Here is a 22398-nt window from a genome sequence, read left to right as displayed (position 1 = left end):
CTTCGTGTTCCTTACACCCTAGGGCGGACCGGGATGGGCACGACACCGATTTACGGGTGCCGGTGATCACGATGGCGGGTGCCGGCCCGCCGATCCGGCGGGTACGCGAAGATATGGGGCATGAGCGAAGTCGGGACGCTGGTGCTGCTGCGCCACGGCGAGAGCGAGTGGAACGCCAAGAATCTGTTCACCGGCTGGGTCGATGTGGACCTCAGCGCCAAGGGCGAGGCCGAGGCGCGCCGCGGCGGCGAGCTGCTGCGCGAGCACGACCTGCTGCCCGATCTGGTGCACACCTCCGTGCTGCGCCGCGCCATCCGTACGGCAGAGATCGCCCTGCACACCTGCGACCGGCACTGGATCCCGGTGCGCCGGTCCTGGCGGCTCAACGAGCGGCACTACGGCGCCCTGCAGGGCAAGAACAAGAAGCAGACCCTCGAGCAGTACGGCGAGGAGCAGTTCATGCTCTGGCGGCGCTCGTACGACACGCCGCCGCCGCCCATCGCGGACGACGACGAGTGGTCGCAGGTCGGGGACCCGCGGTACGCGTACCTGCCGCCGGAGCTGATGCCGCGCACGGAGTGCCTCAAGGACGTCGTCAACCGGATGCTGCCGTACTGGTACGACCAGATCGTGCCGGACCTGCTGGAGGGGAGGACCGTACTGGTCGCCGCGCACGGCAACTCGCTGCGCGCGCTGGTCAAGCACCTCGACCGCATCTCCGACGAGGCGATCGCCGGGCTGAACATCCCGACCGGTATCCCGCTGCGGTACGACCTCGACCGCGACCTGCGGCCGATCACCCCGGGCGGGATCTACCTCGACCCCGAGGCCGCGCGCGAGGCGGCCGCCGCCGTCGCCAACCAGGGCCGCTGACCCTCGCCGATCGTGGGCACCTGGCGGCCCCATGACACCGCCAGGTGCCCAAGATCGCGGAGATGACCTACGCGGCGTTCTCGCCGGTGACCAGGAAGACGACGTGCCGGCCGACGTTGACGGCGTGGTCGGCGTACCGCTCGTAGAACCGGCCCAACAGGGCCGTGTCCACGGCGGACTCCACCCCGTGCTGCCAGTCCGGGCTCATGATGGTCTTGAGCAGCCGGCGGTGCAGGTCGTCCATGGCGTCGTCGTCGCGCTCGAGCTGCGCGGCGGCGACCGCGTCCAGGTTGTTCAGCGCTGTCACGATCTTGCTGGCGAGCAGGTCGGCCACCTCGCCCATGCGCTCCAGCACGCCGGTCAGCTCGGGCGCGATCACGGGAGCGGGGTGGCGGCGCAGCACCGACTTCGCCACGTGGTCGGCCAGGTCGCCCATCCGCTCCATGTCGCCGGCGATGTGCAGCGCGGTCAGCACGACCCGCAGGTCGGAGGCGACCGGCGCTTGGCGGGCCACCACGTCGTACACCTTGTCCTCGACGATGCGGTACAGCGCGTCGATCTCGGCGTCCCGGTCCGTCACCTGCTCGGCCTCGGTCTGGTCGGCCTTGAGCAGCGCCTCGGTGGCGCGGCGCATGGCGACCTGGACCGCCTCCGCCATCATTACCAGGGTCCGACTGACCTGGGCCAGGTCGGCCCGGAACTCTTCGCGCATGACACTCCTGTCGGTGGGGCTGACCGCCCAGCGTAGGCCCATACGGCGTCGTTGCGGAGCGGACGCGTGAACTGGTCCCGGCGTGACGGTGAACAGTCAGCGAAGCGATGTCCGGTTCAGGGCTTCAGGCCTGATCACCGGGGCCCCTGGACACATACCATCGACGCGTGCCGTCGAGTTACCTCTTCACCGTGTGCGCTGCGCTACTGTGCCTGGTCGCAGGCGTGGTCGCGACGGTCGCTGTCCGCTCACGGCGTACCCTCGTGGTCGTGTCGCCAGCCGCGAAGGGTGGGCGGCCCGCGGGCCTGAACTCCGGCGCCTCGCAGGCCGGTTCGTCCGAAGCTCTCCGCCCCCCGTCCCCGCAGCCCACGCAGGCGCCCCTGGCCCGAGCGGCCATGGACGCGCTCCGGGTGGGTGTGCTGGTCCTCGACGCCGACGACCGTCCGGTACAGGCCAACCCCGCGGCGTGGGACATGGGACTGGTACGGGACCGGGGCGACGCCGGGACCGACGCGCACAGCATCGTGCGCACCCTCGCCGGCCAGGTGCGCCGGTCCGGGGTGAGCCGGGAGGTCGAGCTGGACCTTCCCCGCCCGCCCAGCATGGAGGGCGGTAGCGCCGAACTGCTCGGCGTGCACGTACGCGCCTCCGCCCTTGACGACGGGCACGTGGTCGTGGAGGCGGCCGACGTGACCGAATCGCACCGGGTGGCCCGGGTGCGCCGCGACTTCGTCGCCAACGTCAGCCACGAGCTCAAGACGCCCGTCGGGGCCCTGCAACTGCTGGCCGAGGCGCTGCTGGAGGCGACCGGCGACGCCGACGCCTCGCCCGACCCGGCGGCGGCCCGGCGCTTCGCCGAGCGGATCCAGAAGGAGTCCACCCGGCTCGGGCGGCTCGTCAGCGAGCTGCTGGAGCTGTCGCGCCTGCAGGGGGCCGAACCGCTGCCCGAGCCGCAGCCGGTCGCGGTCGACCGGATCGTCGCCGAGGTGATCGACCGTACCCGCACGCCGGCCTCGGCCAAGGAGATCGAGGTGCTGTTTCGCGGCGAGCGGGAGCTGACCGTGTACGGCAGTGAAGGTCAACTGGTGACGGCGGTGACGAACCTGGTGGAGAACGCCATCGCGTACTCACCGGAGCGCACCCGGGTCACCGTGAAGACCCGGGCGGCCGGCGGCGGGGTCGAGATCTCCGTCGTCGACCAGGGGATCGGCATCGAGCCGCGGGACCTGGACCGGATCTTCGAACGGTTCTACCGGGCCGACCGGGCACGGTCGCGCGCGACCGGCGGTACCGGCCTCGGCCTGGCGATCGTCAAGCACATCGCCACCAACCACGCCGGTCGCGTCGATGTGAGCAGTACCGTCGGGGTGGGATCTACGTTCACCTTGCGGCTTCCCGGGCGTCCTCCGGAGGCCTCCCTGCCGCTACCGCAGTCGGTTGAGATCAACCCGAACTCGGTTGTCTAGGAAGGACCGGACCTTGTCGCGAGTGCTCGTGGTCGAGGACGAGGAGTCGTTCTCGGATGCTCTGTCGTACATGCTGCGCAAGGAGGGCTTCGAGGTCTCCGTCGCGGCGACCGGCACCGAGGCGGTGACGGAGTTCGACCGCACCGGAGCAGACATCGTGCTCCTGGACCTGATGCTGCCTGAGATGTCCGGTACCGAGGTCTGCCGGCAACTACGCGCCAAGTCGCACGTACCGATCATCATGGTGACGGCACGGGACAGCGAGATCGACAAGGTCGTCGGGCTGGAGCTCGGCGCGGACGACTACGTGACGAAGCCGTACTCGCCCCGCGAGCTGGTCGCCCGCATCAGGGCCGTGCTGCGCCGCCAGATCGGCGAGGCGACCGAGCTGACCCCGCCGACGCTGTCGGCCGGGCCGGTACGGATGGACGTCGACCGGCACGTGGTGACCGTGGGCGGCGAGCCGGTGCAGCTGCCGCTCAAGGAGTTCGAGCTGCTCGAACTGCTGCTGCGCAACGCCGGCCGGGTGCTCACCCGCGGGCAGCTCATCGACCGGGTCTGGGGCGCCGACTACGTCGGGGACACCAAGACCCTCGACGTGCACGTCAAGCGGTTGCGCTCCAAGATCGAGCCGGAGCCGTCGGCGCCGCGGTACCTGGTGACCGTCCGTGGCCTGGGGTACAAGTTCGAGCCGTAGGCCCGCCCGCCGCGCGGGGCCGCCCCGGCCCGGCTGGCGGGGGATCGCCGACAGCCAGGCCACGCGCCGATCATGGCGCGGAGTGCTCAGGCGTCGGGCGGTGAAGCGGGGTGCTTCGCGACCAGGCCCAGCTTGACGCGGGCCGCGCACATCTCGGCCAGCTTCCGGTACGCGGGCTCGCCGATCAGCGCCGTCAACTCCGGCCCGTACTCCTCGTACATCGGTGCGCCGCCGACGTGCGCCTCCGGTGAGGAGGTGCACCACCAGTGCAGGTCGTGGCCGCCCTCACCCCAGCCCCGGCGGTCGAACTCGCCGAGCACGGACAGCAGGATCTTCTGCCCGTCCGGACGCTTGATCCACTCCTGGTCCCGGCGGATCGGCAGCTGCCAGCAGACGTCCGGCTTGTACTCGAGCGGATGCACCCCGTCCCGTAGCGCCTGCGCGTGCAGGGCACAGCCCGGTCCACCCGGGAAGTCGGGGTCGTTGAGGAACACGCACGGCTCGTCGGGGCCCCGGGTCGCGGTACGCCGCGCCGGCTTCTGCCCGTCGATCGTGTCCATCTCGGTGTAGCTCTTGAAGCCCCTGCGGAAGTGCTGCCAGGTCTCCGGGGTCAGCCGCTTCACCGCCGTCCGTACCCGCTTCTCGTCGTCGGAGTCGGTGAAGAAGGCGCCGTGCGAGCAGCAGCCGTCGGCGGCGCGGCCGGCCACGATGCCGTGGCAACCACGGGCGAAGATGCAGGTCCAGCGCGACAGCAGCCAGGTCAGGTCGGCGCGGATCAGGTGCGCGGGGTCGGCCGGGTCGACGAACTCGACCCACTCGCGCGGAAAATCGAGCCCGACCTCCCGGCTGCGGGGGTCACCGGAATCTTCAAGCTGAACCATAATCTCCACCACCACGGGACATACGGTACGCGGCTACCCGGCGCGATTTACGGTATGCGGATGCGACTGGGCGTACTTGATGTGGGTTCCAACACCGTCCACCTGCTCGTGGTGGACGCGTATCACGGTGCCCACCCGTGGCCGGCGGGCTCCGAGAAGGCCGAACTGCGGCTGGCCGAGAAGATCGGCTCGGACGGCAAGCTGAGCCGATCCGGCGCGGACGCGCTGGTCGAAGCGGTCGCCAAGGCCCGCGACGCGGCCGCCGACCACGAGACCGAGGATCTGCTCGCCTTCGCCACCTCGGCGGTACGGGACGCGACCAACTCCGCTGCCGTCCTGCGGCGGGTACGCGACGAGACCGGCGTCGAACTCCAGGTGCTCTCGGGTGAGGCCGAGGCGATGATGACGTTCCTGGCGGTGCGCCGCTGGTTCGGCTGGTCGGCCGGGCGGCTGATGGTCCTCGACATCGGCGGTGGCTCCCTGGAACTGGCCTCCGGGATCGACGAGGAGCCGGACACCGCGCTCTCGCTGCCGCTGGGGGCCGGCCGGCTCACCCGGGAGTGGCTGCGCGGTGACCCGCCGACCCCGGCGCAGGTCGACAAGCTGTGCGAATACGTCGACGAGGAGGTCGGCAAGGCCATCGGCAGGCTGCCCGACCGCTGGGACCGCGCCGTCGCGACCTCCAAGACGTTCCGCACGCTGGCCCGGCTCGCCGGCGCCGCGCCGTCGAGCGCCGGACCGCGGACGCCCCGGCGGCTCACCCTCACCGGTGTGCACCAGGTCTTCGGCTTCATCCGCCGGATGCCGTCCGCCGCCCTGGCCGAGATGGAGGGGGTCAGCGCCGGCCGGGCGCACCAGTTGCTCGCCGGCGCCGTGGTAGCCGAGACGGCGATGCGCCGCCTGGGTATCGACGCGCTGGACATCTGCCCGTGGGCGCTGCGCGAGGGCGTGATCCTGCGCCGCCTCGATGTCTTGGGATCATGACGCTTGATGGGTGCATCTGGGTTCCCGCGCGGAAGCGACGGCTAGGCTGAAGCCGTGACGCCGGTCCTGCTCTCCACCTCGTCCGTGTTCCCCGAACCCACGGCCGCCGCCTTCGAGGTCGCAGCCACGCTGGGCTACGACGGGCTGGAGATCATGGTGTGGAACGACGCGGTCAGCCAGGACGCGGGAGCACTGCGCGGGCTCTCCGAGCACTACGACGTACCGGTCCTGTCGGTACACGCCCCCTGCCTGCTGGTGACCCAGCGGGTCTGGAGCGCCGACCCCTGGGAGCGGCTGCGCCGCGCCGCCGAGTTGGCAGAGACCCTCGGCGCGCCGACCGTCGTGGTGCACCCGCCTTTCACCTGGCAGCGCGAGTACGCCCGGGGCTTCGCCAGCGGGCTGCGCAAGGTGACGGTGAAGCACCCGTCCATCCGGTTCGCGATCGAGAACATGTACCCGGTGCGGATGGCCGGCCGGGAGTTCGTGCCCTACTCGCCGGGGTGGGACCCGACGGTGGCCGGGTTCGACGACTACACCCTGGACCTGTCGCACTGCGCGGCCTCACGGACCAATGCCCTCGCCATGGCCGACGCCATGGGCGGCGGCCTCAGCCACGTGCACCTGGGCGACGGCACCGGCGAGGGGCGCGACGAGCACCTGGTGCCCGGCCGGGGCAACCAGCCGTGCGCCGACCTGCTGCAGTCGCTGGTACGGCGTGGCTTCCGCGGGTCGGTCGCGGTGGAGGTCACCACCCGCAAGGCGGCCAGCCGGGCCGAGCGCGAGGCCGACCTGGCCGAGTCGCTGGCCTTCGCCCGCCAGCACCTGGAGACACCGTCCACCGTGGACGTCTGAGGGAGGCCGTCAGGCGACGGTCAGGCGCTCCCGGACCGGCTCCGCCTCCGCGGCCGGCTCCGACTCGGCGGCCCGTTTGCGGGCCCGGTGCGCGGCCACGTGCGAGCGGGTGGCGCAGCGCTCGGAGCAGAAGCGGCGGCAGCAGTTCGACGAGGTGTCGAGGTACACGTTGCCGCAGCGCTCGTCCGCGCAGATGCCGAACCGGGAGCTGCCGTGCTCGCAGAGCCACACCGCGAGGCCCCACGCCGCGCCGGCCAGGTACTCCGAGCTGACCGCAGAACCCCGCCCGGTCACGTGCATGTGCCAGTCATGGGCGTCGTGGCCGGAGATCCGCGGGCGGATCGGGTACGCCTCGAGCAGCGCGTTCAGCTCTTCCACGGCTGCGGCGTCACGGCCGGCGGAGCCGTGCTCGAACACGTCCCGCAGGCGCTTCTGGGCGCGTTTGATCGCGGTGAAGTCTCGCTCGGTGGCTTCCTCAGCCATCCATGCCTGCTCGCCGAAGAGTTCCCGGAGGTCTGCCAACTCCGCCAGCGGGGTGTTGACGGTGTCGACGGCCGTGCGGGCGTACGCGTCGAAGTCCACGCGACAAAGGTAGACAAGAAATTCCGCCAGCCCTAGTCCACGGACGTCTCCAGTGGCAGAAACCTGGGGGGCACCTGTCCGTTATCCGGGCGGCGACCGCCCTGCCGTCCGGAGCGCCGGCATCCCGTGCACGCGAGAAGGCGGGCGCTACGCTCTGCTCATGTTCCGATCGGTGATCCTCGCCGCCGCCGGGTCTTCCCAGGTGGAGCGGCTCGTCCAGAGCGTGCCCCTGAGCCGCAACCTCGTCAGCCGGTTCGTGGCGGGCACCTCGGGCGACGACGCGCTGCGCGTCGCCCGCGAACTCGTGGGCGACGGGCTCGCCGTGACGCTGGACTATCTGGGCGAGGACACCACGACCGCGGCCGACGCCGAGGCGACCCGGGACGAGTACCTCAGCCTGCTCGACGGGCTGGCCGGCGACGAGCTGACCCCGGCCGCCGAGGTGAGCGTGAAGCTGTCGGCGCTCGGCCAGGCGTTCGACGAGAAGCTCGCCGAGGAGCACGCCCGTGCGATCTGCGCGAAGGCCTCCGAGTCGGGTACCACGGTGACCTTCGACATGGAGGACCACTCCACGACCGACTCGACCCTGGAGATCCTGGGGCGGCTGCGCGCGGACTTCCCGACCGCCGGGGTCGCGCTTCAGGCGTACCTGCGCCGCACCGAGGCGGACTGCCGTGAGCTCGCCACGCACGGCTCCCGGATCCGGCTGTGCAAGGGCGCGTACTCCGAGCCCGAGTCGGTGGCCTACCAGACCCGCCTCGACGTCGACAAGTCGTACGTGCGCTGCATGAACATCCTGATGTCCGGCGACGGATACCCGATGATCGCCACCCACGACCCCCGGATGATCGCCATCGCCGAGGACCGTGCGAAGTGGTTCGACCACGGGTGCGACGATTTCGAGTTCCAGATGCTGTACGGGGTGCGGCCCGAGGAGCAGCTGCGGCTGGCTGAGGACGGCTACACGGTGCGGGTGTACGTGCCCTACGGCACCCAGTGGTACGGGTACCTGATGCGCCGGCTGGCCGAGCGCCCCGCCAACCTCGCGTTCTTCGCGCGGGCGCTCGCCTCGCGCGGCTGACCGGGGAGCCGCTCTCGGCCGGGGAGCCGCTCTCGGCCGGGGAGCCGCTCTCGGCGGGGCGCGTTCACAGAGCGCGGGAAGTCGATGTCGCGTAGCGTCCAACCGTGACCGAGGAGGAGCGTGATCCGCGGTCCGGTGCGATCGCGCTGATGCTGCCGGGGCCGCCACCCGGCCCGGTCGCGTCGAGGTCACCGGGCCGGCCGTCCGGCCCGCTGGTCTGGATGGCGCTCGGCGTGGCGGCGCTGTTCGGCCTGTTCGGTGGCCCGGCCGCGATGACGGCCGGTCGTAGCTGGTGGAGGCCGCTCGACCGGGCCGCGTTGACGATCCGGCAGCAGGCGTTACCCGGGAGCGCCCGGGGCGGGTCGGACACGTCCGGGCAGGCGTCCGCCCGCACCTCGGCAGTCCGTCAGCTACGGGTCCGTACCGAACTGCAGCTGGTGCTCGACGCGCAGGCCACGGCGCTGCTGCACGGCGACGAGGCCGCCTTCGTGGCACCGGCCGACCCGTCCGAGGGGGCGCTGATCGGCGAGCTGCGCCGGCGGTTCGGCACCCTGCGCGCGATGAAGGTCATGGGCTGGAGCGAGACGCTCGGCGGCGACCCGGAGCCGGTCGAGGGCGGCTGGCGGGCGATCGTGAAGATCGGGTACTGCTTCGTCGTCGCCGGCTGCCAGCCGGTGACGGTGCCGGTGGCCACCCGCTGGACGGACCGTGCCGGGCCGCTGAGCCTGGTGGAGTTCGGCTCCTCCGGCCCGTCCGACCTCGGCCCCCGGCCGTGGGAGATCAGCGAGCTGCGGGTGGCGGTCGGGCCGCGGACGGTGGTCGCCGTGCCGGTCCGGTACGCCGGCCGGCTGGACGCGCTGCTGGCCGCGGCCGAGGAGGCGGCGGCGGTCGCCGACCGGTACGCCCGCTGGTCCGCACCGCCGGGCCGGTACCTGGTCTACCTCGCCGGGCCGGAGGAGTGGGGAAGCTGGTACGGGGCGCGGCAGGCGGAGTGGGTCGCCGGGTTCGCGTTGCCGATCACCGAACGCCACACCGAGATCGTGCTGAACGGCCCGCGGGTCACCGGGACCGAGGTCGAAGACACCCTGCGGCACGAGTTCGCGCACGTGGTGACGCTTGCCGACGTGCGCCGCGACTACTCCAGGCAGTGGTGGCTGGTCGAGGGCGTCGCCGAGTACGTGCGGATGGTCGGGCGGCCGCTGAGCGAGTACGAGTTGCTGAGCTCCTCGCGCCGGTACGTGCGCGCCGGCAAGCCCACCACGGTGGCCGCCCTGGCCGAGCCGGCGGCCGACGCGTCGGCCGAGGACGCGAGCGGCCGCTACGGCGTCGCGTTCCTGTCGGTCCGCTGGCTGGCCGAGCGCTTCGGCGAGGAGAAGATGCTGCGCTTCTTCGACGAGGTCGTGCGCCAGGGGATCGCGGCACCGGACGCGGCGGCCGGCGAGTTCGGCGCCGGCTGGGGTGAGATCACCGGCGAGTGCGCCGGGTATGTTGAACGGAGTCTGGGCTGACCGATGGCCGTGAGCAGCGAAACGTTTGCCTGAGCCTGTTTTCCGATCTCGCGGGCTGCCGGCTACCCTGGACCCGCCATTATTTCCCGCCTGTCACCGGCGCCGAGCGACGGTGACAGCCACACGTACCTGACAAGGGGACAATCGTATGGGCTCTGTGGTCAAGAAGCGCCGCAAGCGCATGGCCAAGAAGAAGCACCGCAAGCTGCTGCGCAAGACCAGGGTCCAGCGTCGTCGTCTCGGCAAGTGACCTTCGTGCGGTGCGTCGGCGCGTACCTGTGACCGGTACGTGCCAGCGCTCCGTGGCGCGATCGTAAATGTTCCGCATCGCGCCGGCCTTCCGCCGGCGGTGCGGTGGCACCATGCACAGCAGCCGGGCGAAGGCCGCGTCACCTACCGGCTCAAGATCCGGTACGCGTTGTCGATGCGCCTTTCGGGTAACAAGGGCGTGAGGTGATGGCGTGAACACCCCGAGAGTGGTCTTGGTGACCGGAGTGGCCCGCCACCTCGGTGCGCAGGTCGCGGGGCGACTCGCCGCGGATCCGAGGGTCGAGCGAGTCATCGGCGTGGACGTGACGGCGCCGTCCGGCGAGCTGGCACGCCTGCTCGCCGGCGTCGAACTGCACCGGGTCGACCTGCGTCACCCGGAGATCGCCCGGCTGCTGGGCGACGAGGGTGTGGAGGCGGTCGCGCACCTGGCGATCACGACCGCTGTCGACTCCCAGCCGGGCGGGCGGGGCGCGACCAAGGAACTCAACGTCATCGGCACCATGCAGCTACTGGCCGCCTGCCAGCAGGCGCCGGAGTTGCGCAAGCTGGTGGTCCGTTCGTCCACGGCGGCGTACGGCGCGTCGTTCCGCGACCCGGCGGTCTTCACCGAGGACACCGAGCCGCGGGAGTCGCCGCGCGGCGGCTTCGGCCGCGACGTGCTCGACGTCGAGGGGTACGTGCGCGGCTTCCGTCGCCGCTGCCCGGACGTCGTGGCGACCGTGCTGCGGTTCGCGCCGTTCATCGGGGAGCGCACCGGTACCAGGCTCAACCGGTACTTCTCGCTGCCGGTCGTGCCCACGGTGCTCGGCCGCGATCCACGGCTGCAGTTCATCCACGCCGACGACGCCCTCGAGGTCCTGCACCGGGCGATCGTGGAGCCCCACCCCGGGACGTACAACGTCGCCGGCGCCGGGGTGCTGACGCTGTCGCAGGCGATCCGCCGGGCCGGCCGGGTGGCGCTGCCCGTCGTCGAACCCGGCCTGTCGGCGGTGGCCGGCTTCGCCAAGACATCGGGCGTGCTCGACTTCTCCCTTGACCAGCTCGACCTGTTCGTGCACGGTCGGGTGGTGGACACCACCCGGTTGGTTCGGGAGTTCGGCTTCGAACCGCGCCCCACGGCGGTGGCGTTCGACGACTTCGTCCGCGGCGCCGGGTTCGGTCCGTTGGGGCCCGGCCGGGTCCGCGCGGCAGAGCAGTCGATCCTGGACAGCATCCGGCGGATCCGTGAAGCCGTGGAAGGGGAGCGATGACCGGCGTTGAGTTCGAGGCGTCGGGCACCGAGCCGACGACGTCGGAGGGGGACGTCTGGGACCGGCGGATGGCGGGCCTGCTCTCGCTGCTGCGTCACCGGCTGACCGGTGACTACGAGGTTGACGAGTTCGGCTTCGACCGGCAGCTCACCGAGTCGGTGTTCCTCCCGGTCCTGCGCCCGCTCTACCGATCCTGGTTCCGGATCGAGACGTACGGGATCAAGCATCTGCCCGAGGACGGGCCGGCGCTGATCGTGGCGAACCACTCCGGCACGGTCGCGATGGACGCGGTGATGCTGGCCGTCGCCGTCCATGACGAGCACCCGGCCCAGCGCTTCCTGCGCCTGCTCGGCGCCGACTTCGTGTTCCGCATGCCGGGGCTGTCCGAGGTGGCGCGCAAGTCCGGCGGCACCCTGGCCTGCAACCCGGACGCCGAACGGCTGCTGCGCGCCGGTGAGCTGGTCGGCGTGTTCCCGGAGGGGTTCAAGGGCGTCGGGAAGCCGTTCGCCGAGCGGTACAAGCTCCAGCGCTTCGGCCGCGGCGGGTTCGTGTCGGCGGCACTGCGCACCGGTACGCCGATCATCCCGGTCTCGATCGTCGGCGCCGAGGAGGCGTACCCGATGATCGGGAACATCCGGCCGCTGGCCCGCCTGCTCGGCACGCCGTACTTCCCGGTGACGCCGCTGTTCCCGTGGCTCGGGCCGCTGGGCGTGGTGCCGCTGCCGAGCAAGTGGCTCATCGAGTTCGGCGAACCCATCAGTACCGAGGGCATGGTCGACTCCGCGGACGACCCGATGGCCGTGTTCAACCTCGCCGATCAGGTACGCGAGACGATCCAGCAGACGCTGCACCGGCTGCTGGAGCGCCGCCCCGACCCCTGGTCGGCCTAGCGACGCTCAGGGCAGCGTGCGGAGGTCGAGCGCGTGCCAGACGAGGGCCTCGTTGTCACCGGTGGACCAGCTCAGTACGCCGCCGCGGACGGAGACCACGCCGACGCCCTGTGACACGACGACGGTGCGGCCGCGGGCCGCGTCGTAGAGCATCAACTGCTGGCTGTTGGCGGGGGAGCCGGCCGACCCGCTCTGCGAGAGCACCTCGAACCGGTCGAGCAGCGCCACGTCGGCCGTTGCCGCGCTGACCCGCCCGCCGGCCATCCGCCGGCGGCCGGACCCGTCGGCGCGCATCAGATCGACGCGCGCGGGGCCGCCGTTGCCGCTCAGGACCAGGACCCGGCACCAGGCGGGGGTACAGGTGAGCAGTTCGGTCCGGGCCGCGGGCACCCGTACCCGGCGGTCGCTCAGCAGATCTCGCAATTCGACCGGACCGGCCTGGCCGCTGCCGGCGCTGACCAGCCAGGGCCACGCCGACAGCGAGTAGGCGCCGGGAACGCTCCGGACGCCGACCGGGCCGCCGGCCAGCGGCACCGAGCGGACCTCGGTGATGACCTCCGCGCTGCGGCCGGCCGCCGCCCAGTGCACCCGGCCGTCCGCGACGACCAGGTCGTACTGCGAGTTGAAGAAGATGGCGTCGCCGGTATCGGTGGTCAGCGACACGGCCGGGGCGGCCGTGCGCCGGTTCGCCTTCCACAGCCGGGTCTCGGCGTGGCCTCCTGTGTCGGCGGTCGACTCCGCCCAGATCACGTCGTCGCCGCTGGAGACGGTACCGGCGAACTGGGGATTGCGGTTCGCCGCCACCCGGTGCACCTCCCGCGGCGGTTCGGTACCGGTCCGCAGCAGGACGCGTACCCAGGCCCGGTCGGGCGTCGGCGCGGTACCGATCGAGGTCTGCGGATCGAGGTACAGCAGCGGGGTGTAGTCGGCGCCGTCGGGCAATCGGCCCGGGGCGTCGGACGGTCGCGCGGCCGGCCACGTCTGCGCGAGCGTCGGCAGGGACGGTTCGGTGGACGCGGAGAGGGTCCGCTGCGGCGGCGAGCCGGCCAGGAAGACCCCGCCCGCCCCGAGCGCCACCGCCAGGCTGATCAGCGCCGACAACCGCTGCCGGCGGCCGACGCGGTCGCCGAGCCGACCGGCCCGCAGCGCGCTCACCGCCGAGCGCGTCCGATCAGGAACCGATGCTCGTGGGCGCCACGGCGCCGGCGGGCGAGCGCCACCCCGGCGACCAGGGCGCCGGCGGCCACCGCGGTGCCGACCGCGGTGGGTACCGCGACCTTGGCCGCCTTGCGCCCGGTACGGAAGTCCCGGATCTCCCATCCGCGCCTGCGGGCCTCGTTGCGCAGCGCCGAGTCGGGGTTGACCGCCACCGCGTGGCCGACTGCCGACAGCATGGGGATGTCGTTGACCGAGTCGCTGTAGGCCGAGCAGCGCGTCAGGTCCAGCCCCTCGGCCTCGGCCAGCGCGGTGATCGCCTGGGCCTTGGCCGGGCCGTGCATCAGGCCGCCCACCAGACGACCGGTGTACCGGCCGTCGTTGACCTCGGCGACCGTGCCGATGGCGCCGGTCAGCCCCAGCCGCGCCGCGATCACCCGTCCCAGCTCCACCGGGGCGGCGGTCACCAGCCAGACCCGCTGGCCGGCGTCGAGGTGCAGTTGGGCCAGCGCCCGGGTACCGGCCCAGATGCGCTCGGCCATCAGCTCGTCGAAGATCTCTTCGCTCAGCCGCTCCAGATCGTCCACGCGCCAGTCGGCGACGAACGCCAGCGCGGCGTCCCGCGCCGCGGACACGTCACCGGCGTTCTCGGAGGCGAGCAGGCGGAACTTGAGCTGCTGCACCCCGAAGCGCAGCAGGTCACCGGTGGTGAAGTACTTGCGGGCAGCCAGGCCGCGGGCCAGATAGTAGATCGAGGCGCCCTGCATCATCGTGTTGTCGACGTCGAAGAACGCGGCCGCCGTCGGGTCGGCCGGGATGGTGAGCGCCTCCTCGACCTCTGCCGCAGCCCATCCCGCAACCGGATCGACGAGCTTCGTCGATCCGGCGCGGCGACGTGACTTGCGGCGGATCTGGATCCGGCTCGCCATGCTTCGCCCCCCTGTCCAGCATCGGGGCGGCTGTTCGCCGCCCCTGTGAGGGTATCGGTCCGGTACCGGGTCGCGCGTTGATGACAGGCGTATTACCGGCGTACATCCGCCGAAGCGCCGGTACGGGCGCCCGGCGTTTCCGTCCGGCGCCCGTTGCCGTGGTCGGCTCAGCCGCCGCCGAGCATGCGCATGATGCGGTCGACGATCGTGGCGTCGGACTGAGGCGCGTCCATCGGCGTACCGCTCGGGGCCGGCGTGGCGGTTCCGGCGTTGCCGGGGTTCGATGCCGGGGTCGCGGGCGTGGCGGTGCCGGACTCCGGGGTACCGGTGGTGCCCCGGGGGGTCTTCGAGCCGTTGTCCGGCGCCTTGCCGGCGCTCTCGCTCGACGGCCCCGGCGTGATGCAGACGCCGGGGACCGGGCCCAGCGGGTCGGTGCCGAGGTTCGCGACGTTGCCGCAGCTGATGGCGGTCCGCAGGCCGTGCACGCGCGTGGATACCTGGTCGAGCAGCTGCAACGAGCCGATCGTGCGGGTACGCGCGTCGCCGATGACGGTGTCGAGCAGGCCGGCGATCGCGTGGCGCTGCTCGGCCACGAAGGCGTCGACCACGTCCAGCGACGCCGGGTCGCGGCCGTCGATGGCCGCGGTGGTGAGCAGCCGCACGCCCTCACGGGTCTCGGTGTCCATGTCGTCGAGGATCGTGACCACGTCGCCGCGGCCGGTGACGGCCTCGCTGATCCGGGTCTTCGCGAACTCGAGATTGAGCTGGCCACGCCCCTGCTGGGAGCCGGACAGCGCCAGCTGCGCCCGCTCGGCGGAGCGCTTCATCCCGTACAGGGCGTCGCCGGGCTTCGCGTCGCCGCTGGCGGCCGACATGCCGGAGATGGCGAGCGTGCCGACGGCCAACCCGACCACGACGGCACCGCGGGCCCGCCGGCTGCGGACCGGTACCCAGGCGATTTTCGGTCCGGCGGCGATCGGCCGGGTGCCGGCCTCGGGCGCGACGGCCGTCGCACCGATGCCTTCACGCTCGATCGTCGCCATCAACATGGCACGCAGCCCGTCTCGGAACTCGGGATCGGCCCGCACACCGAGGTCGATCCGGCTCAACCGCTGACCGACCTCGACAAGGTCGGTCAGTTCGCGGTCGGCCTCGGACCGGACATGGTGGCGGCGGGCGCCGTTGGCCTCGTCGAGGAGCTGCGCGAAGCGCTCGGCGCGCCGGCGATGGAAGACTGACGTGTTCACCGCGAGCACCCCCCTTCGCTTGTCGCGACTATGTGGCGCGACGGGGTGGCGTGGGTTGCCACCGGGACCGGCGGGCGCCCAGCCACCGGTCGTACCCCCTCCAACGGAGGTGTGCCGGCTGCGGTTACGGTCACCCGAAATATGATGTCGGACACAATTTGTTTCGGCGCCGTCGCGCCGCGCCTCATGGCTGTATGCCGTCGCGTGTCACACCTGGAACCCGTCCGGGAGCAGCCGGGCCAGGGTGCGGACCGCGCGGTACTGCAGGGCCTTGATCGCTCCCTCGTTCTTGCCCATCGCCTGCGCCGTCTCCGCGACCGAGAAGCCCTGCAGGAAGCGCAGCACGATGCACTCCTGCTGCTCCGGGTTGAGCTGCTTGACCGCCGTCAGCAGGGCCACGTTGGTGATGTGGTCGACGACGGCGTTCTCCGGGCTGCCCTCCGGGCCGTTCTCGGTGCGCTCGGCGTCGAGCACGTCGCCGGTGGTGACCTCCAGCCGGTACCGGCCGGACTTGAAGTGGTCGGCCACCAGGTTGCGGGCGATCGTGACCAGCCAGGCGCCGAGGTCGCGGCCCTGCCAGGTGAAGCTGCCGATCCGCTTGAGTGCCCGCAGGAACGTGTCGGAGGTCAGGTCCTCGGCGAGCGGCCGGTTGCCGACCCGGAAGTACACGAACCGGAAGACCGTGTCGAAGTACCGGTCGTAGATCAGGCCGAACGCCTCGGTGTCGCCGGCCTGGGCCCGCTCGACCAGCTGCCAGACGGCCGACGCGGCGTCGGTGGGCTCGGGGCGGTCGGGGTACCCGGGCGGCGGGCCGCCGGCGTCGCCGGACTGGGGCTTCGGCTCGGTGTCGACCGCGATGGTGCGGGTGGTCCCGGGCTGTTCGAGGCTCTCCGGCGACAGTCGGCCGGGTGGCGCGACCCGCCCGTCGACCGGGCGGCTGTTCGAGCCCGGGGCGGGCCGTACGCCGTGCGAGTCGATGGCGGGTGGGCGTTGACGGGTATGGGGGAGACCGTTGTCCCCGCGGATCGCGGTAGTCATCATCTCCCGGATCTGGTGCAGTCCGTCGGACAGTGCGGGGCACGCCGCGAGAACGTCGGGGCCGGCGCTCAGCTCGTACCCGGTCACCCGAGCTCCTCACCGCTGGTGGTGGCACCGCAGCCGGCGTTGCGCCCGCGGCCGACCACGCGCTTGCTCGCCGCACCCCCCGGCTGGTCGAGCCGCCGGAACTGGGCGGCCGGACCTGATGACGGGGGCGGGGGCGTGGCGCATACGGCGCTCCAGCCCGCGCCGGAGAAGCGCTGATGCGGTGCAAAGTAGGGCACTGCGGCCTCCTCGGGGTGAGAGGTATCAACCCCCCTAAAAGGGGCGAGCTGACTTGGCTGACTATAGGGGGGTTCGTCACGCAGGTGTGCGCAGTCCGTTACACGGGGCATGAGTATTTCCCGATCGACCCCTCTTTCCGTCGCACACTGTGTGCGTCACAGCGCTTAAACCGGCCCGGTTTAGGGGTTTATGCGCAAAAGGTCGGCGTCAAGGCACTCATTGATGCCCGTTAAGACACGCCGAAGTCACCTATTCGGGTATCTCCGGTTACCTATCGGCGTGTCGGCGAGTCGGCCTCACGGTGAACCGGGTCGGTCGGACGCGATAGTGTCAGCGATCGTGCAGGACGTACGAAACGTCGCCGATCTCGTCCGCCGAGCCGCGTCGTCCGGGGCGGACCGCCCGGCACTGCGTTGGCACGACCGCGTGATCACCTGGGGCGAGCTGGACATGCAGGTCGATGCCGTGGCGGCCGCACTGCGCAGCGTCACCGATCAAGCCGACGACAGCGTTCAAGCCGACGATGACAACGCCGTCGCGGCGAGGATCGCCATCGCGCTGCCCAACGTGCCGGAGTTCGCCACCGCGTACTTCGGAGCGCTCCGCGCCGGCCTGGTCGTGGTGCCGGTCAACCCCGGCTATACCGCCCGCGAACTGCGGCACCTGCTGGCCGATACCGGCGCCGAGGTGATCATCGGTACGCCGGCCGTGCTCGCGGCCGTCGCGACCGTGGAGGCGCCGGCGCTGCGCCACGCGTACGCGGTGGGTGAATCCGCCGCTGGCGCCCGGCCCTTCGCCGAGCTGCTGGCCGCGGCCCCGACCCCGGTCGAGCCCACCGCCGGTGGCGAGGACATCGCGGTCCTCCTCTACACCTCGGGCACCTCCGGCATGCCCAAGGGCGCGATGCTCTCGCACCGGGCGCTGCTGGCCAACCACGCACAGCTCGCGGCGATCGAGCCGCAGCCGATGGGCGCCGACGACGTCGTGCTGCTCACGCTGCCGCTGTTCCACTCGTACGGGCTCAACACCGGCCTGGGCGCCATCGCCTACCACGGCGCCTGCGGGGTCCTGGTGGAGCGCTTCGACCCCGCAGACACCCTGACCCGCATCCGCCGCCAGGGCGTCACGGTCGTCGTCGGGGTGCCGCCGATGTACGTCGCCTGGTCCCTCATGGGTGATCAGCTCGCGACCGCCTTCGCCGGCGTCCGGATCGCCGTCTCCGGCGCCGCGCCGCTGGACGTCGAGACCGCGCGCCGGTTCGCCGAGGTGGTCGGCCGGCCGGTGTACGAGGGGTACGGGCTTACCGAGACCGCGCCCGTGCTCACCACCACGATGGGGGAGAAGGAGCCGAAGGTCGGCTCGATCGGGCGGCCGCTGCCCGACGTCGACGTGCAGCTCGTCGACGCTGACGGCCAGGTGGTCGGCACCGTCGACGACGAGGGGGTCGACGACGACGACCTCGAGTACGACTCGCCGGGGAGTCCCGGTACCGACCCCGGCGTCATGGTCGTCCGCGGCCCCAACCTGTTCTCCGGGTACTGGCCGGACGGCAGCGGCGGCCCCGACGCCAACGGCTGGTGGTTCACGGCCGACGTCGCGTACGCCGACGCCGACGGCGACCTGTTCCTGGTGGACCGGGTCGGAGACCTGATCATCGTGAGCGGGTTCAACGTGTACCCGCACGAGGTGGAGCTGGTCTTGAGCAGCCACCCCGCGGTCGTGGAGTCGGCCGTGGTGGGGGTGGAGCACCCGTACACCCAGCAGACCGTGAAGGCCTACGTGGTACGACGTCCGGGCGTCACGGTCACCGCCGAGGACCTGATCGCGTACTGCGAGGGCAACCTCGCCCGGTTCAAGTGCCCGACGGCGGTCGAGTTCGTGGCCGAACTGCCCAAGTCCGCCACGGGCAAGGTGCGCAGGGGTGAGCTCGGTGGCTGATCGACTCGTGCTGTTCACCAGGCCCGGCTGCCACCTGTGCGACGTCGCGAAGGAGGCGATGGTCCGGGTCGCCGCCGCGACCGGCGAGACCTGGCACGAGGTCGACATCTCCGGCGACCGGGAGCTGGAGGGCGAGTACGGCGACCGCATCCCGGTGGTGCTCCTCGACGGCAAGGAGCACGGGTACTGGCGGGTCGAGGAGGACCGGCTGCTGCGGGATCTCGGTCGTTGACGTCGGTCGCGGTCGCTAAGGTTGCCGCCGTGGCTCACCTTGTCTGGGACTGGAACGGCACCCTGCTCGACGATCTGACCCTCGTGGTCGCGGCGACGAACGTCTCGCTCGAGACCATCGGCGGCCCCTCGATCACCGCGGAGGAGCACCGGCGGGACTTCCGCCGGCCGGTCGCGGACTACTACGGCCACGTCCTGGGCCGGACGGTGTCGCCGGACGAGTTCGTCACGCTCGACCGGATCTACCACGACTTCTACCGCGACGGGCTGCTCGACTGCCGGCTGGCGGCGGACGCCGAGGACGCGATGCGCGCGTGGCCGGGCACCCAGTCCCTGCTGTCGATGTGGTTCCACGAGGAGCTGGTGCCCGAGGTGACCCGGCGCGGACTGCACGCCGTGTTCGAGCGCATCGACGGGCTGCGCCCCGGCGTCGTCGGCGGTGGGCACAAGGCCGAGCACCTCGTCGAGCACCTGGCCGCCCTGGGCGTCGAGGCCTCCGACACCGTGCTGATCGGCGACTCGGCCGACGACGCGCACGCCGCGGCGGCCGTCGGCGCGGCGTGCGTGTTGTACGGCGGGGGCTTCACCCACCCGGACCGGCTGGTCGAGGCCGGGGTGCCGGTGGCGACCAGCCTGGTCGAGGCCGTCGAGCTGGCCCGCGAGGCGATCGGGGCTCAGGCCCGCAGGTAGGCCGGCTCGGCCAGTACCCGGCGGTGCTGCTCGTCGTCGGGGATCAGGCCGAGCCTGGCGGCCACGCCCATCGCGAAGCCCGTGATGAGCACCACGAATCCGATCAGGGCCGGTGGGAATCCGGTGAGCAGACAGGCCGGGTCGATCCCGGGTCGGCGTAACAGGCGGCGGATGGCCGGCGGTTCGGCGGCGGCGTGCAGGGCTGGATGCGTCGTGGTCGTCGCGTCGAAAGCGCTCGGCAGCGGAGCCGTTCGCCTCCACCCCGCCGACCTGCCTTTTCGAGGTCAGGCCAGCCCCACCAGCGCTTCGGACCGCCGCAGAAGCAACGGAGCAATTTCGGCAAGTTGAACGGGGATAAGTCGGAATTGCGTAATAATCGTCCCCGGCGCCCACCCGCCGCATTGCGAGGTCGAGAATGAATGGCACACCGTGCCGCGGGGGCATATCTCGGGCTGTGACGCTCGGCGGGTGGGCGCTGACCACGGACTTCTTCAAGATCGTGAGTTTGTGCGTACGTTCACAAACGCCTACTCTGTTACGACGTCGAGCCTGATAGCACAGCCGTTCCCGGCTGGGCACAAGGGGTCCCAGTACGTTCGACGTCTCGGAGTCAGATGAGCCAGCAGCGCAACGGGCAAGCCGCCGGTGCCCCGGACGGGGCCGGCTTTCCGGATCTTCCCGAAGCCACCGTCGCCCGGCTGCCGGAGTACCTCCGTGCCCTGCACCACCTCGCGGAGACCGGGTTCGACACCGTGTCCAGCGAGGGTCTCGCGGCCGCTGCCGGGGTCAACTCGGCGAAGCTGCGCAAGGACCTGTCCCACCTGGGTTCGTACGGCACCCGGGGGGTCGGCTACGACGTGGCGCTGCTGATCGCCCAGATCGAGCACGTCCTCGGCCTCACCCAGCGACGGACCGTCGCGCTCGTCGGTGTCGGTAACCTTGGTCATGCACTGGCCGGCTACGGCGGGTTCGGCACCCGAGGGTTCCGCATCGCCGCGCTGTTCGACGCCGACCCCGGTCGGGTCGGCGAGCAGATCAACGGCCTGCCGGTGCACGACATCCGCCGCCTGCCCGAGGTGGTGGCCGCCGAGGCGATCTCCATCGCGGTCATCGCCACGCCGGCGGAGGCCGCCCAGCAGGTCGCCGACCAGCTGGTGGCCGCCGGTGTGACCAGCATTTTGAACTTCGCGCCGTGCGTGTTGTCCGTGCCCGACGGGGTGGATGTGCGAAAGGTCGATCTCGCGGTCGAGCTGCAGATCCTGTCGTTCCACGAGCACCGCAAGTCCGCGTTGACCACCCTGCCGTCGCACCCGGCCAATGGCCGGGTGAAGATCCGCCCAGCGCTCAATGGGGAGGCGCTCGCTACGTGAACCTGCTTGTCGTCGGAGTTTCGCACCGCACCGCGGGGGTCGCCCTGCTGGAGCGGCTGGCGGTGACGCCCGACCAGACCCCCGAACTGCTCAACCGACTGCTCGCCCAGGAGTTCGTCGGCGAGGCTCTCGTGCTCTCGACCTGCAACCGGGTCGAGGTGTATGCGGCGGTCTCGGCGTTCCACGGCGGCCTCGCCGACATCGGCGCGGTGCTCGCCGAGCGGGCCGGCTGCGCGGTCGCGGACCTGGCTCCCCACCTGTACGTCAGCTACGAGGCGGACGCCGTCCGGCACGCTTTCCGGGTGGCGGCCGGGCTGGACTCCATGGTCGTCGGTGAGGCGCAGATCCTCGGCCAGCTGCGCGACGCGTACACCGTCGCGACCGAGCACGGCACCGCCGGCCGGCTGCTGCACGAACTGGCACAGCAGGCGCTGCGCGTGGGCAAGCGCGCGCACGCCGAGACCGCGATCGACCGGGCCGGCCAGAGCGTCGTCACGGCCGCCCTGGGGCTCGGCCTGTCGAGCCTGTACGGCGCGCAGACCGAGACCTTCCCGCCGGAGGCGTCGGCGGACGTGCTGGTGATCGGCGCGGGCGCGATGGGCGCGCTCTCCCTGGCGACGCTGCGCCGGGCCGGCGCGGGCCGCCTCTACGTCGCCAACCGCGGCGCGGCCCGGGCGCAGCGCCTCGCCGCCAACTACGACGCCGAGGCGGTGCCGTTCGACGACCTCGCCTCCGCTCTCGCCCGCGTCGACGTGGTGGTCTGCGCCACCGCCTCGCCCGAGCCGGTACTCACCCCCGAGGTGCTGGCCGCCGCCCGGCGTCCGGCCGCGCGGCCGCTGCTCGTGCTCGACCTGGCGGTACCCCGCGACGTCGCCCCCGGCGTCGCCGACCTGCCCGGCGTGATCCTGGTCGACCTCGAACGCCTCGGCCTGGCCGCAGACGAGCGCTCGGATGAGGCCGCCGAGGTCATCGGCGTCGCCCGGGACGTCGCGCTGCCGGAAGGCCAGCGGCTCGGGCTGCCGGCCGACACCGACATACGCGCCGCCGAGACGATCGTGGGCGACGAGGTGGAGGCGTTCCGTACCTGGCAGCGCAGCTCCGACGTGGCGCCGACGGTCGCCGCGCTGCGGGCCCGCGCCGACGAGGTGGTCGCGGCCGAAATGCGCCGGCTGCGCCAGCGCCGCCCCGACCTCACCGACGAACAGCGCGACGACGTGGCGCACGCGGTGCACCGGGTGGTGCAGCGGCTGCTGCACCTGCCGTCGGTACGGGTCCGTCAGCTCGCCGCCGAGCCGGGCGGTGAGTCGTACGCGGCCGCGCTGCGTGCCCTGTTCGGGCTGGAGATCCCGCAGGGCATCGACCCGGTGGGGGCGTGCGAGGTCGCCGTCTCCGGGCCGGAGGAGTCATGAGCGAGCGCAGCGAGCGAATCATGAACTCAGTCCGCCGGGAGCGCACCGCCGAGCGAAGCG

Annotated in this window: 22 protein-coding genes and 1 pseudogene; 15 read left to right on the top strand and 8 right to left on the bottom strand. The window is 71.9% G+C overall.

Annotated elements, in window-relative coordinates; genetic code table 11:
- The first annotated feature begins 120 nt into the window (after nucleotides 1-120).
- Complete coding sequence (locus Pme01_RS04765) at nucleotides 121-873, top strand: phosphoglyceromutase (RefSeq protein ID WP_168112476.1); 753 nt, start codon at nucleotides 121-123, stop codon at nucleotides 871-873.
- A gap of 67 nt (nucleotides 874-940) precedes the next feature.
- On the opposite strand, the gene phoU is transcribed toward Pme01_RS04765, so the two are convergent.
- Nucleotides 941-1585 (bottom strand): phosphate signaling complex protein PhoU, encoded by a 645-nt coding sequence (phoU, locus tag Pme01_RS04760; RefSeq protein WP_168112477.1) that lies wholly within the window; start codon nucleotides 1583-1585, stop codon nucleotides 941-943.
- A 191-nt stretch (nucleotides 1586-1776) separates the two neighbouring features.
- Between phoU and Pme01_RS04755 the strand changes: the two genes are divergently transcribed.
- On the top strand, nucleotides 1777-3051 hold the full coding sequence (locus Pme01_RS04755) for an ATP-binding protein (RefSeq protein WP_239088028.1): 1275 nt from the start codon (nucleotides 1777-1779) through the stop codon (nucleotides 3049-3051).
- Between the two features lie 13 nt (nucleotides 3052-3064).
- Nucleotides 3065-3748 carry a response regulator gene (locus Pme01_RS04750; protein WP_168112478.1) on the top strand — a complete coding sequence of 228 codons (684 nt, stop codon included), beginning with the start codon at nucleotides 3065-3067 and terminating at the stop codon, nucleotides 3746-3748.
- An 86-nt stretch (nucleotides 3749-3834) separates the two neighbouring features.
- On the opposite strand, the gene Pme01_RS04745 is transcribed toward Pme01_RS04750, so the two are convergent.
- Nucleotides 3835-4629, bottom strand: a complete 795-nt coding sequence (locus Pme01_RS04745) for a DUF3109 family protein (RefSeq protein ID WP_168112479.1) — start codon at nucleotides 4627-4629, stop codon at nucleotides 3835-3837.
- Between the two features lie 60 nt (nucleotides 4630-4689).
- On the opposite strand from Pme01_RS04745, the gene Pme01_RS04740 reads away from it, so the two are divergent.
- Both Pme01_RS04740 and Pme01_RS04735 read left to right on the top strand, forming a co-directional pair.
- Nucleotides 4690-5613, top strand: coding sequence for a Ppx/GppA phosphatase family protein (locus Pme01_RS04740; RefSeq protein WP_168112480.1), 924 nt, complete (start codon nucleotides 4690-4692; stop codon nucleotides 5611-5613).
- A gap of 54 nt (nucleotides 5614-5667) precedes the next feature.
- Complete coding sequence (locus Pme01_RS04735; protein ID WP_168112481.1) at nucleotides 5668-6465, top strand: sugar phosphate isomerase/epimerase family protein; 798 nt, start codon at nucleotides 5668-5670, stop codon at nucleotides 6463-6465.
- 9 nt (nucleotides 6466-6474) lie between these two features.
- Here the strand turns inward: Pme01_RS04735 and Pme01_RS04730 are convergent, their stop codons facing one another.
- The gene (locus tag Pme01_RS04730; RefSeq protein ID WP_168112482.1) at nucleotides 6475-7047 is read right to left on the bottom strand and encodes a CGNR zinc finger domain-containing protein; all 573 of its coding nucleotides are present in this window, start codon (nucleotides 7045-7047) and stop codon (nucleotides 6475-6477) included.
- 160 nt (nucleotides 7048-7207) lie between these two features.
- On the opposite strand from Pme01_RS04730, the gene Pme01_RS04725 reads away from it, so the two are divergent.
- The 5 genes from Pme01_RS04725 to Pme01_RS04705 all read left to right on the top strand — a co-directional run bounded on the left by Pme01_RS04725 (nucleotide 7208) and on the right by Pme01_RS04705 (nucleotide 12046).
- A complete protein-coding gene (locus Pme01_RS04725) occupies nucleotides 7208-8128 on the top strand; it encodes a proline dehydrogenase family protein (RefSeq protein ID WP_168112483.1) in 921 nt (306 codons plus the stop codon).
- A 104-nt stretch (nucleotides 8129-8232) separates the two neighbouring features.
- Nucleotides 8233-9636 (top strand): hypothetical protein, encoded by a 1404-nt coding sequence (locus tag Pme01_RS04720; RefSeq protein WP_168112484.1) that lies wholly within the window; start codon nucleotides 8233-8235, stop codon nucleotides 9634-9636.
- Nucleotides 9637-9784: 148 nt separating this feature from the next.
- Entirely contained in the window at nucleotides 9785-9886 is a 102-nt protein-coding gene (locus Pme01_RS04715) for a 30S ribosomal protein bS22 (protein WP_007465623.1), read from the top strand.
- Between the two features lie 211 nt (nucleotides 9887-10097).
- Nucleotides 10098-11156 carry an NAD-dependent epimerase/dehydratase family protein gene (locus Pme01_RS04710; protein WP_239088019.1) on the top strand — a complete coding sequence of 353 codons (1059 nt, stop codon included), beginning with the start codon at nucleotides 10098-10100 and terminating at the stop codon, nucleotides 11154-11156.
- Complete coding sequence (locus Pme01_RS04705) at nucleotides 11153-12046, top strand: lysophospholipid acyltransferase family protein (RefSeq protein WP_168112485.1); 894 nt, start codon at nucleotides 11153-11155, stop codon at nucleotides 12044-12046. The genes Pme01_RS04710 and Pme01_RS04705 overlap by 4 nt, the downstream gene beginning before the upstream one ends.
- A gap of 6 nt (nucleotides 12047-12052) precedes the next feature.
- On the opposite strand, the gene Pme01_RS04700 is transcribed toward Pme01_RS04705, so the two are convergent.
- The 5 genes and pseudogenes from Pme01_RS04700 to Pme01_RS04680 form a co-directional block, all read right to left on the bottom strand.
- Nucleotides 12053-13201, bottom strand: coding sequence for a hypothetical protein (locus Pme01_RS04700; protein ID WP_168112486.1), 1149 nt, complete (start codon nucleotides 13199-13201; stop codon nucleotides 12053-12055).
- Nucleotides 13198-14130, bottom strand: a complete 933-nt coding sequence (locus tag Pme01_RS04695) for an HAD family hydrolase (RefSeq protein ID WP_168112487.1) — start codon at nucleotides 14128-14130, stop codon at nucleotides 13198-13200. The genes Pme01_RS04700 and Pme01_RS04695 overlap by 4 nt, the downstream gene beginning before the upstream one ends.
- 389 nt (nucleotides 14131-14519) lie before the next feature.
- Nucleotides 14520-15377, bottom strand: a pseudogene (locus tag Pme01_RS04690) (DUF5667 domain-containing protein); the annotation flags it as partial.
- Nucleotides 15378-15584: 207 nt separating this feature from the next.
- Nucleotides 15585-16418, bottom strand: a complete 834-nt coding sequence (locus Pme01_RS04685; protein ID WP_168113352.1) for an ECF subfamily RNA polymerase sigma factor, BldN family — start codon at nucleotides 16416-16418, stop codon at nucleotides 15585-15587.
- Between the two features lie 80 nt (nucleotides 16419-16498).
- Entirely contained in the window at nucleotides 16499-16699 is a 201-nt protein-coding gene (locus Pme01_RS04680; RefSeq protein ID WP_168112488.1) for a hypothetical protein, read from the bottom strand.
- Nucleotides 16700-17039: 340 nt separating this feature from the next.
- Between Pme01_RS04680 and Pme01_RS04675 the strand changes: the two genes are divergently transcribed.
- From Pme01_RS04675 to Pme01_RS04655, 5 genes are all read left to right on the top strand, one after another.
- Complete coding sequence (locus Pme01_RS04675) at nucleotides 17040-18638, top strand: AMP-binding protein (protein WP_239088018.1); 1599 nt, start codon at nucleotides 17040-17042, stop codon at nucleotides 18636-18638.
- The gene (locus tag Pme01_RS04670) at nucleotides 18631-18870 is read left to right on the top strand and encodes a glutaredoxin family protein (RefSeq protein ID WP_373315447.1); all 240 of its coding nucleotides are present in this window, start codon (nucleotides 18631-18633) and stop codon (nucleotides 18868-18870) included. Before Pme01_RS04675 ends, Pme01_RS04670 begins: the two co-directional genes overlap by 8 nt.
- Before the next feature lie 29 nt (nucleotides 18871-18899).
- Nucleotides 18900-19559, top strand: coding sequence for an HAD family hydrolase (locus Pme01_RS04665; RefSeq protein ID WP_168112491.1), 660 nt, complete (start codon nucleotides 18900-18902; stop codon nucleotides 19557-19559).
- A 614-nt stretch (nucleotides 19560-20173) separates the two neighbouring features.
- Entirely contained in the window at nucleotides 20174-20929 is a 756-nt protein-coding gene (locus Pme01_RS04660; protein ID WP_168112492.1) for a redox-sensing transcriptional repressor Rex, read from the top strand.
- Nucleotides 20926-22338: a glutamyl-tRNA reductase gene (locus Pme01_RS04655; protein WP_168112493.1), complete on the top strand. Its 1413-nt coding sequence runs from the start codon at nucleotides 20926-20928 to the stop codon at nucleotides 22336-22338. Before Pme01_RS04660 ends, Pme01_RS04655 begins: the two co-directional genes overlap by 4 nt.
- Nucleotides 22339-22398 lie beyond the last annotated feature (60 nt).

The organism is Planosporangium mesophilum (assembly GCF_016863255.1).
GTDB classification, from domain to species: Bacteria; Actinomycetota; Actinomycetes; order Mycobacteriales; family Micromonosporaceae; genus Planosporangium; species Planosporangium mesophilum.
This window is presented reverse-complemented; position numbering and strand designations above follow the sequence as displayed.